General features: G+C 70.4%; 10 protein-coding genes. 5 read left to right on the top strand and 5 right to left on the bottom strand.

Translation table 11 applies throughout. The annotated features are described in order from the left end of the window. Together ettA and I5E_RS13480 are read left to right on the top strand one after the other, a co-directional pair. On the top strand, positions 1–1,365 hold a 1,365-nt coding region (ettA, locus tag I5E_RS13475; protein ID WP_022907449.1), incomplete at its 5' end, for an energy-dependent translational throttle protein EttA. A 29-nt stretch (positions 1,366–1,394) separates the two neighbouring features. Beyond that, on the top strand, positions 1,395–1,850 hold the full coding sequence (locus I5E_RS13480) for an acyl-CoA thioesterase (RefSeq protein WP_031262723.1): 456 nt from the start codon (positions 1,395–1,397) through the stop codon (positions 1,848–1,850). A 92-nt stretch (positions 1,851–1,942) separates the two neighbouring features. Here the strand turns inward: I5E_RS13480 and I5E_RS13485 are convergent, their stop codons facing one another. Next, positions 1,943–2,800, bottom strand: coding sequence for an acyl-CoA thioesterase (locus I5E_RS13485; protein ID WP_022907451.1), 858 nt, complete (start codon positions 2,798–2,800; stop codon positions 1,943–1,945). A gap of 57 nt (positions 2,801–2,857) precedes the next feature. Here I5E_RS13485 and I5E_RS21785 point away from each other — a divergent pair, with 57 nt between their 5' ends. After that, entirely contained in the window at positions 2,858–3,505 is a 648-nt protein-coding gene (locus tag I5E_RS21785) for a hypothetical protein (protein ID WP_261974942.1), read from the top strand. Positions 3,506–3,598: 93 nt separating this feature from the next. Next, positions 3,599–4,441, top strand: coding sequence for an NAD(P)H-binding protein (locus tag I5E_RS13495; protein ID WP_022907452.1), 843 nt, complete (start codon positions 3,599–3,601; stop codon positions 4,439–4,441). Between the two features lie 2 nt (positions 4,442–4,443). On the opposite strand, the gene I5E_RS13500 is transcribed toward I5E_RS13495, so the two are convergent. The 3 genes from I5E_RS13500 to pepN form a co-directional block, all read right to left on the bottom strand. Beyond that, the gene (locus I5E_RS13500) at positions 4,444–4,884 is read right to left on the bottom strand and encodes a globin (protein ID WP_022907453.1); all 441 of its coding nucleotides are present in this window, start codon (positions 4,882–4,884) and stop codon (positions 4,444–4,446) included. Next, the gene (locus I5E_RS13505) at positions 4,881–5,954 is read right to left on the bottom strand and encodes a mechanosensitive ion channel family protein (protein WP_022907454.1); all 1,074 of its coding nucleotides are present in this window, start codon (positions 5,952–5,954) and stop codon (positions 4,881–4,883) included. Before I5E_RS13505 ends, I5E_RS13500 begins: the two co-directional genes overlap by 4 nt. A 77-nt stretch (positions 5,955–6,031) precedes the next feature. Beyond that, entirely contained in the window at positions 6,032–8,611 is a 2,580-nt protein-coding gene (pepN, locus tag I5E_RS13510) for an aminopeptidase N (RefSeq protein ID WP_022907455.1), read from the bottom strand. A 125-nt stretch (positions 8,612–8,736) separates the two neighbouring features. On the opposite strand from pepN, the gene I5E_RS13515 reads away from it, so the two are divergent. Beyond that, a complete protein-coding gene (locus I5E_RS13515; RefSeq protein WP_148286974.1) occupies positions 8,737–9,381 on the top strand; it encodes a mycothiol-dependent nitroreductase Rv2466c family protein in 645 nt (214 codons plus the stop codon). Positions 9,382–9,417: 36 nt separating this feature from the next. On the opposite strand, the gene I5E_RS13520 is transcribed toward I5E_RS13515, so the two are convergent. After that, positions 9,418–9,906: a GNAT family N-acetyltransferase gene (locus I5E_RS13520; protein WP_022907457.1), complete on the bottom strand. Its 489-nt coding sequence runs from the start codon at positions 9,904–9,906 to the stop codon at positions 9,418–9,420. Positions 9,907–9,932 lie beyond the last annotated feature (26 nt).

Consider the following 9,932-nt stretch of genomic DNA (forward strand, 5'->3'; position numbering starts at 1 on the left):
GCGCTGATGGCCGAGCCGGACGCCGACTTCGACGCACTGCTCGCCGAGATGGGCACGCTGCAGGAGGAGATCGACGCGGCGGACGCGTGGGACCTCGACTCGCAGCTCGAGCAGGCGATGGCCGCGCTCCAGTGCCCCCCGGGGGACGAACTGGTCACGCACCTCTCCGGTGGTGAGAAGCGTCGTGTGGCGCTCTGCAAGCTCCTGCTCCAGAAGCCCGACCTGCTCCTCCTCGACGAGCCCACCAACCACCTCGACGCCGAGTCCGTGCTCTGGCTCGAGCAGCACCTGCAGCAGTACCACGGTGCCGTCCTGGCCGTGACCCACGACCGGTACTTCCTCGACCACGTCGCGCAGTGGATCGCCGAGGTCGACCGCGGTCGTCTGTACCCGTACGAGGGCAACTACTCGACCTACCTCGAGAAGAAGCGTGCTCGCCTCGAGGTCCAGGGCAAGAAGGACGCCAAGCTCGCGAAGCGGCTGTCGTCGGAGCTCGACTGGGTCCGCAGCAACACGAAGGGACGCCAGGCGAAGTCGAAGGCGCGTCTCGCCCGCTACGAGGAGATGGTCACCGAGGCCGAGCGCACGCGCAAGCTCGACTTCGAGGAGATCGTCATCCCCGTCGGACCCCGCCTGGGTTCGCAGGTCATCGACGCCGAGAAGCTCCACAAGCAGTTCGGCGAGCGCGTCATCATCGACGACCTGTCCTTCACGCTGCCCCGCAACGGCATCGTCGGCGTGATCGGCCCGAACGGCGTCGGCAAGACCACGCTCTTCAAGACGATCGTCGGCCTCGAGCCGCTCGACGGCGGCACGCTGAAGATCGGTGAGACGGTCGACATCTCGTACGTCGACCAGAGCCGTGGCGGCATCGACCCGAACAAGAACCTGTGGGAGGTCGTGTCCGACGGACTCGACTACATCCAGGTGGGCAAGACCGAGATCCCGTCGCGGGCCTACGTCTCGCAGTTCGGCTTCAAGGGGCCGGACCAGCAGAAGCGTGCCGGCATCCTGTCCGGTGGTGAGCGCAACCGTCTGAACCTGGCGCTGACGCTCAAGCAGGGCGGCAACCTGCTGCTCCTGGACGAGCCGACGAACGACCTGGACGTCGAGACCCTCGGCAGCCTCGAGAACGCCCTGCTCGAGTACCCCGGTTGTGCCGTGGTCATCACCCACGACCGGTGGTTCCTCGACCGGATCGCGACGCACATCCTCGCGTGGGAGGGCCTGAACGAGGACGGCACCCCCAACTGGTACTGGTTCGAGGGCAACTTCGAGGCGTACGAGGAGAACAAGATCGAGCGTCTCGGCGCCGATGCGGCGAAGCCCGGCCGGGCGACGTACCGCAAGCTCACCCGCGACTGACCGTGGCGCGGTTGCACGCTCCGGTCCGCATGCGGTGGAGCGACATCGACGCGTACGGGCACGTCAACAACTCCGCGATGCTGCGTCTCCTGGAAGAGGCGCGCATCGTGGGGTTCTGGGGTCCCGACCCCGAGGAACGTGCGCCGGACGGGTCCGTCCCCGAGCCGATCATCGACGGCCGTCCCGGGTCCGGCACGATGACCGTCATCGCGGCACAGCGCCTCGAGTACCTCGCGTCGATCCCGTACCTGCGGCAGCCGCTCGACATCCAGATGTGGATCGGGCGGCTCGGCGGGGCGAGCATCGACGTGTCCTACGAGGTCTGGTCACCGGTCGGACAGGAGCCCGCGGTGCTGTACACCCGGGCGACCACGGCGCTCGTGATGGTCGACGCGGTCAGCAACCGTCCGCGCCGGTTGACCGAGGCCGAGCGAGCGGCGTGCGCCGACTACGTCGAAGCCCCGGTGGCGTTCTCCCGCCCGTAGCACGGACCGGATCCGGCCCCCAACGACGGATCGAGCGCCGCTGAGGACGGCTCGAGCGCCGCTGTGGGACGGATCACGCACCGATGTGTGCATCAGCGGGGGACGCGCATCATCCCCTCCTGCGCGACCGATGCGAGGAGCCGTCCGTCCGGCGAGAACATCCGGCCGAACGCGAGTCCCCGACCGCCCTGTGCGCTCGGGGACTCCTGCGTGTAGAGCACCCACTCGTCGACACGGGCGTCGCGGTGCCACCACATCGCGTGGTCGAGGCTCGCGCTCTTCACGCCCGGCGTTCCCCAGGCGACCCCGTGGCGGCGCATGATCGGCTCGAGGATGGACAGGTCGCTCGCGTAGGCGAGGACGGCACGGTGGAGCGCGGGGTCGGCGGGGAGGTCGCCCTCCACCCGGAACCACACCGCCTGGTGCGCGACGTGCTCGCCCTGCACGTCGACGAACACCGGACCCTCGACGTGCCGCAGGTCGATCGAGCGTTCCGCCCAGGCCCGTGCGACCGGGTGGTCGATGGCGGACAGGATCGAGGCGGCCGAGGGCAGCGAGTCGGGCTCCGGCACGTCGACGGGGAACGGGTCCTGGTGCTCCACGCCGACGTCCGGGCGTTGGAACGACGCGATCATCGAGAAGATCGGCACGCCGCGCTGGTACGCCTGCACCCGGCGCGCAGCGAACGACCGGCCGTCGTGGATGCGCTCGACGCCGAAGGTGATCGGCACGTCGATGTCGCCGGGGCGCAGGAAGTAGCCGTGCATCGAGTGGATGTCGCGGTCCTCGATGGTGGCCTGCGCGGCGACGATGCACTGCGCGAGCACCTGCCCACCGAAGACCCGACCCCCGGGGGACCAGTGGCTCGCACCGGTGAGGATCGTCTCGCCCGTGCTCGCGCCCGTGTCCTCGAGTCGGAGGGTCCGCAGGAAGTCCGGTTCGCCGTTCACACCGTGCAGTCTACGAACGCCGCGCCGCCGGGTCCTGCCGGTAGGCTTCGGGGTGACATGGGCACCTCGTTCACGCTTCCCGACGCAGCCTCCCTCGGGGACCTGCGCACCTACCTCGGACGGGCCGCCCGCATCGAGGACGGCTCGGTCCGCCTCATCGCGGACTCCGGCGTCCTCGCGGTCTACACCGCGATCCTCTACCCGCTCGGCCTGCTCGACGAGCTGCCGACCGTGCTCGGGCTCCGGACGTTCTCGCTCGCGCAGCCGGCGACGATCGACGCGGTCGTCCCGCTCGCCTCGCTGCAGGAACGTCTGCGGCTGCTCGCCGACGCGCAGGACGCCGAACACGCCGACGGCGCCGACCCCACGCGGGCGACCCCGATCGAGGTGGAGCTGCCGCTCGAGGTCCACACGGTCACCTGGGCGGCGATCTCCCCCGCCCCGGGGCGGGTGGGTCCCGCTGCCCGACGTCTCGCCGGAGCTCCTGCGCCGTGCCGCCCGGGACGGCATCGCCGAAGTCGCCGACGCCGTCCCGACGAACGCGGGCGACGCGATCGTGCGCAAGGTCCGCTCCGAGGTGTGGGGGCGTCCCGGTCGCGGGCATCGAGCACGTCCCGGCCGGTGCCCGCTTCGCGGGGGAGAGCCTCGGGTTCCTCGGGCACGACCCCGTCCGGCTGTTCGAGACCGGACCCTGGAGCCGCCTGACCACGTCGCGCGGGCACGTGCTCGTCAAGCGTCGCGCCTGGACCCTCACCTCGTAGGCAGCCCGCTCCCGACGGCGGGTGGTTGGCTGGCGCCATGCACGTCTTCCTCACCGGCGCGTCCGGCTACATCGGTTCCTCGGTCCTCCGCGCACTCGTCGCCCACGGGCACGAGGTCACCGCCCTCGTCCGCACCGACGAGAAGGCGCAGGCCGTCCGCGACGCCGGCGGCAATGCCCTCGTCGGTGACGTCACCGACACCGACGTCGTCCGGAGCCTCGCCCACGAGGCAGACGCCGTGGTGCACACCGCCTCGGCCGAGCGCATCGACCCGGACTTCATCCGGACGGTGCTCGCAGCGCTCGACGGCACTCCGAAGCCGTTCGTGCACACCGGCGGGATCTTCACGTTCGGGAACTCCACCGACATCTCCGAGCAGTCACCGGTGTCGCCGCCCGCGCTCACCGCGTGGCGGGTGCCGAACGAGGCCACGGTGCGGGCCAGTGCGGTCCGCACGACGATCATCGCCCCTGGCATCGTGTACGGTCGCGGAGCCGGCATCCCCGCGATGTTCGTCGGCGACGGCGATCACGAGGTCCGGCTCGTCGGCGACGGTTCCCAGCGGTGGACGACGGTGCACGTCGACGACCTCGGCGAGCTCTACGTCCTCGCGCTCCACCGCGGCGAGCAGGACGGCTACGTCGTCGCGGCCACCGGCGACAACCCGACGGTCCGCGAGATCGCGGAGGCGGGCGCACACGGCTCGCCGGTCGTCGCCGAGAGCGTCGACGCCAGCCGCGAGCGCCTCGGCGCCGACTTCGCCGATGCGCTGCTGCTCCACCAGGAGGCCTCCGGCGCACACGCGCGCACCGTGTTCGGGTGGAACCCGACCCGGCCCACCCTCGTGCAGGACCTCGCCGACGGCTCGGGCGTCCGCTGACGTCAGTCGAAGGTGTTCGTCATCGCGTGCGCCGCGCGGTCGAGGTACGCCCACAGCTCGGCCTCGTCGAGGGGTGCGAGGCCGAGCGACTCGACCGCGTCGCGCATGTGGTGGAGCCATCGCTCACGCGCCTCCGGCGTGATCCGGAACGGCTGGTGGCGCATCCGCAGCCGGGGGTGACCGCGTTCGGCGCTGTACGTGCCGGGGCCGCCCCAGTACTGCTGCAGGAACGTCGAGAGGCGCCAGATCGCGCCCTCGAGGTCGTCGGCCGGGTACATCGGCCAGATGACGTCGTCCTGTTGCACGCCCTCGTAGAAGCGGCGGACGAGGCGGTCGAAGGCGGGTGCGCCGCCGATGCGCTCGTAGAGCGAACCCGTGGCCGAGGCGCCGTGCTGGCCGACCCGCAGCGTGATCGGCTGGGCGGGCGGGGTGGGGTCGGTCATCGGGGGTCCTTCCCGGAGTCGGGGTCGTCGGTCCGGATCGGCTGACCGAGGAGGTTCCGGCTGCGCCGCGGCTTCGTCGGTGCCGGTGTGGGCTGGGTGCGTACGGTGCGGAGGCCGTTGATCGAGGTGGCGTTCTCCCACCCGGCGGGCATGATCATCGCCATGGCGGGCAGGGTCACGCCGAGCTCGTCGACGGCGTGCTTCAGGCGGACCCGGAGCTCGCGGCCGACGACGTCGAGCTCGGACGCCCGGGTCTTCACGACGAGGCGGAACACCATGCCGGCGTCGGTGATCGACTGCATGCCCCAGATCTCCGGCTTCTCGACGATGCGCTGGCGCCACCGGGGCTCCTGCGACATCGTGACCGCCGCCTTGAGGAGGGCGTCCTGCACGGCGTCGATGTCGGTGTCGTACGGGACGGTGATGTCGACGAGCACCCGCGACCAGCCCTGCGAGAGGTTCCCGACGCGCAGGATCTGCCCGTTCGGCACGAACCAGAGGATCCCGTTCACGTCACGGATCTGCATGACCCGCAGCCCGACGTTCTCGACGACGCCGGTCGCCTGGCCCGTGTCGACGACGTCGCCAACGCCCGCCTGGTCCTCGAGGATCATGAAGATGCCGGAGAGCAGGTCGCGCACGATGCTCTGCGCGCCGACCGCGAGCCCGGCCGCGACGAGCGAGGCGCCACCGACGATGCCGACCGCGGCGTTCGGGATGACCAGCGGGATGATCACCACGAGCGCGAGCACGACGACGATCACCGTCGCGAGGTTCTCGAGCACGCTGCCGAGCGTGCGCGTGCGCTGGACGACCCGGGCGGTCTGGATCGGTGAGGCGATGAGTGCCTGGGTGTCCGTCGCGCCCTGGCGCTTCTTCACACCGGTCACGACACGGTCGACGATCCCCTTGATGGAGTGCCGGAGGATCAGCCGCAGGACGAGAGCGGCGAGGATCGTGATGACGATCGTGATCGGGATGTGCCACGTGTCGACGAACTCGCCGAACGACTGCGAGACGGCCTCTGCCGCGCCGGACGGGGTCGGGGAGGGAACTGCAACCAAGGTCATGATCCGGTCGATGCTAGAGGGCGGGGCCCTGGCATCCCCTGGGGAACGCCAGGACCCCGCCGATCCTCATCCGCTGCTCAGGCGTCCGCTGCCTGGACCCGCAGGGCGCGCTCGGTCCCGGCGACGCTCTCGGACACGATGCGACGGAGCGCCGGCGTCTCGGGGTGCGCCTCGAGCCACGCGACCGCCGCGTCCCGGAGCTCGGCCGACGCGAGCGGCGCCGGGTAGAGCCCCGAGACGATGGTGTCGGCCATGTGGTAGCTGCGCTCGGTCCAGATGCGCGTGAGCACGTCGAAGTACTTCGGGACGAGCCCCTCGAGCACGACCGGGCTGTTCACGTGCTGGAACCCGACCGTGGTCTGGCGCACGATCGCGTTCGGCAGCTCGGCCGAGTCCACGAGCGACGAGAACGCCGCGAGCTTGCCCTCGGCCGTCGGGATGGTCGCACGGGCACGCGCGGCGGCCTGTTCGCCCGACGCGGTCTTGTCGGCCGCGAGCTCGGCGTCGATCTCGGCACCGGAGGCGGCACCGGCGAGCACGAGGCCCTCGAGCAGCTCCCAGCGCAGGTCGGTGTCGATCTCGAGACCGCTCAGCGTGACCGAGCCGTCGCGCAGCCCGGCGAGCGTCGCCACGTGCTCGGGCGTCGACGCGATCTGCGCGAAGAACTTCACGAACTGGAACTGCGCGTCCGAACCGGCCTCGGCGCTCGAGGCGAGGTTCCAGAGCGTGTCGCCCACGGTGCGGACCGTGGCGTCCACCTTCGCCGGCGCGACGTAGTTGCGCGTCGACAGGAGGAGCTGCGACAGCGTCGTGCGGATGGTCGTCGACTCGGTCTCGGTGGCGATGTTGCCGAGGACCAGGCGGACGTAGTCGCTCGCGGGGGACTCGGCGTCGCGCGTCGCGTCCCACATCGCACCCCAGACGATGGAGCGGGCGAGCGGGTTCGCGATCGAGGCGAGGTGCTCGATGGCGGTCCGGCGCGAGTGCTCGTCGAGGCGGATCTTCGCGTAGGCGAGGTCGTCGTCGTTGAGCAGGACGAGGTCGCCGCGCTGCACGCCGACGAGCTCGGGCACCTCGGTGCGGGCGCCGTCGACGTCGATCTCGACGCGGTGCGTGCGCTCGAGCTTGCCGCCGGAGGACGCCGTGTCGGCGCCGAACGGGGCGTCGGTGTGCTCGGTGAAGGCGTACACGCCGATGGCGAGGCGGTGCGGGCGGAGCGTCGGGTGGTCGGCCGGCGCTTCCTGCAGGACGGCGAACGACGTGATCGCGCCGGACTCGTCGACCTCGATCTCGGGGCGGAGCGTGTTCACGCCGGCGGTCTCGAGCCACAGCTTCGACCACTCGGACAGCTCGCGGCCGCTGGTGGCCTCGAGCTCGACGAGCAGGTCGCGCAGCTCGGTGTTGCCGTGGTGGTGCTTCTTGAAGTACGCCGAGACGCCCGCGAAGAACGCGTCGATGCCGACCCACGCCACGAGCTGCTTCAGGACGGAGCCGCCCTTGGCGTACGTGATGCCGTCGAAGTTGACCTGGACGTCCTCGAGGTCGTTGATCGTCGCGACGATCGGGTGCGTCGAGGGGAGCTGGTCCTGGCGGTAGGCCCAGGACTTCTCCATCGCCTGGAACGTCGTCCACGCCTCGGTCCACTCGGTGGCCTCGGCCGTGGCGATCGTGGAGGCCCACTCGGCGAACGACTCGTTCAGCCAGAGGTCGTTCCACCACTTCATGGTGACCAGGTCGCCGAACCACATGTGCGCGAGCTCGTGCAGGATCGTGACGACCCGGCGCTCCTTGATGGCGTCGGTCACCTTCGAGCGGAAGACGTAGGTCTCGGTGAACGTGACCGCGCCCGCGTTCTCCATCGCGCCGGCGTTGAACTCCGGCACGAAGAGCTGGTCGTACTTCTCGAACGGGTACGGGACGTCGAACTTCTCCTCGTAGTAGGCGAAGCCCTTCTTCGTGGTCTCGAAGACGTACTCGGGGTCGAGGTACTCGGCGAGCGACTTCCGCGCGAAGACGCCGAGCGGGATGGTGCGGCCGTCGCTGCTCGTCAGCTCGTCGCGGACGACCTCGTACGGGCCGGCGATGAGCGCCGTGATGTAGCTCGAGATGGTCGCGGTGGGCGGGAAGGCCCACGTGGCGATGTCACCGTCGACGTGTGGCTCGGGCGTGGGGGAGTTCGACACGACCTGCCACCGGGACGGCGCCGTCACGGTGAAGGTGAACTCGGCCTTGAGGTCGGGCTGCTCGAACACGGCGAACATGCGCCGCGAGTCCGGCACCTCGAACTGGGAGTACAGGTAGACCTCGTCGTCGACGGGGTCGACGAAACGGTGCAGACCCTCGCCCGTGTTCGTGTACAGCGCGTCGCTGACGACCACGAGCTCGTTCTGCTCCTGCAGGTCGTCGAGCTGGATGCGGACGCCGTCGTTCACCGCGGCGACGTCGAGCGCGGTGCCGTTCAGGGTGACGGAGTGCACGGTCTTCGTGATCGCGTCGATGAACGTGGACGCACCGGCGGTCGCGGTGAAGCGCACGCGGGTGGTGCTGCCGAAGGTCTCGGCGCCGCGGGTCAGGTCGAGCTCGACGTCGTACGTCTGCACGTCGACGATCGCGGCACGTTCCTGGGCTTCGATTCGGGTGAGGTTCTCTCCGGGCACGGACGCTCCATCTTCGCGGTTGCACACGGACGGTCCTTGTCCGTGTGGAGGGGAGTCCCGGCACGGCGTCGTGCACCGGCGGGACGGTCGCCTCCAGCCTAGCGAGCGCGCGTACGCTCGCATCCGTGACCGACACGACTGTGGACAAGACGACCGCCGACCGCACCGCTGTGGAGTTCTGGTTCGACCCGAACTGCCCCTGGGCCTGGATGACGAGCCGCTGGGTGGGCGAGGTCGCCCGGCACCGCGACCTCGACGTGACGTGGAAGGTGATGAGCCTGTTCGTCCTCAACGAGGACCAGGACGTGCCGGAGAGCTACAAGGAGCGCCTGCACGCGGGCCAGGTGTACCCGCGCATCGTCACGGCGGCGAAGCTCCGGCTCGGCCAGGACATCGTCAAGCCGCTCTACGACGCCCTCGGCGAGCACATCCACCACCGGCAGGAGTCCGACCCGGCGCAGGTCGTCCCTGCCGTGCTCGCCGAGCTCGGTCTCGACGCCGACCTGCTCGAGTACGCGTGGACCGACGAGGTCGACGCCGCCGTGCGGGCCAGCCACCAGGACGGCATCGACCGGGTCGGACAGGACGTCGGCACGCCCGTCATCGCGGTCGCCGGCACCGCGTTCTTCGGACCGGTCATCTCCCCGGCACCCACGGGCCAGGAGGCGCTCGACCTGTGGGACGGCGTCGTCGCCGTGGCCAAGTACCCCGGCTTCTTCGAGCTCAAGCGCTCGCGCACGGTCGGCCCGATCTTCGACACCACCGACTGACGGGAGGCGCGGCTCGCCACCGTCTCGTCCGTCGCGTCAGGCGAGGGGCAGGCGCATGAGCGTCAGGTCCAGCCAGTGGTCGAACTTGCGTCCGACCTCGGGCAGTACGCCGACGGTCTCGAACCCCAGCCGTTCGTGCAACGCGATCGACCCCGTGTTCGACGAGCAGATGCCCGCCATCATGACGTGGTGGCCGTCGGCTCGTGCACGGTCCACCAGAGCGCCCATGAGCACGGTCGCGACACCCCGCCCGCGGAACGCCTCGACCACGTAGACGCTGTGCTCGACCGTGTGCCGGTAGCCCGCGTGCGGCCGGAACCCGCTATAGCTCGCGTAGCCGGCGACGACACCGTCCACCTCGGCGACGAGCACGGGGAGCCCGGCACCACGGCGCTCGGCGAGCCAGCCGTCGAAGTAAGATCGCGGGTGCGGTTCCTCCTNGCAGATGGCGGTGGAGTGCAGCACGGCGTCGACGTGCAGGGCGTGCACGACGTCGAGGTCGGCCCGGGTACAGTCGCGGACCACGACCCGTTCGTCGCATATGCTGTCGT

The organism is Curtobacterium sp. B18 (genome assembly GCF_000333375.1).
In the GTDB taxonomy this organism is placed as follows: domain Bacteria; phylum Actinomycetota; class Actinomycetes; order Actinomycetales; family Microbacteriaceae; genus Curtobacterium.

What these genes read in the sequence shown, in the direction of transcription:
- I5E_RS13480 (WP_031262723.1), top strand. Translation starts at nt 1,395, where the DNA reads ATGCGGTGGAGCGACATCGACGCGTACGGGCACGTCAACAACTCCGCG.
- I5E_RS21785 (WP_261974942.1), top strand. Translation starts at nt 2,858, where the DNA reads ATGGGCACCTCGTTCACGCTTCCCGACGCAGCCTCCCTCGGGGACCTG.
- I5E_RS13495 (WP_022907452.1), top strand. Translation starts at nt 3,599, where the DNA reads ATGCACGTCTTCCTCACCGGCGCGTCCGGCTACATCGGTTCCTCGGTC.
- I5E_RS13500 (WP_022907453.1), bottom strand. Translation starts at nt 4,884, where the DNA reads ATGACCGACCCCACCCCGCCCGCCCAGCCGATCACGCTGCGGGTCGGC.
- I5E_RS13505 (WP_022907454.1), bottom strand. Translation starts at nt 5,954, where the DNA reads ATGACCTTGGTTGCAGTTCCCTCCCCGACCCCGTCCGGCGCGGCAGAG.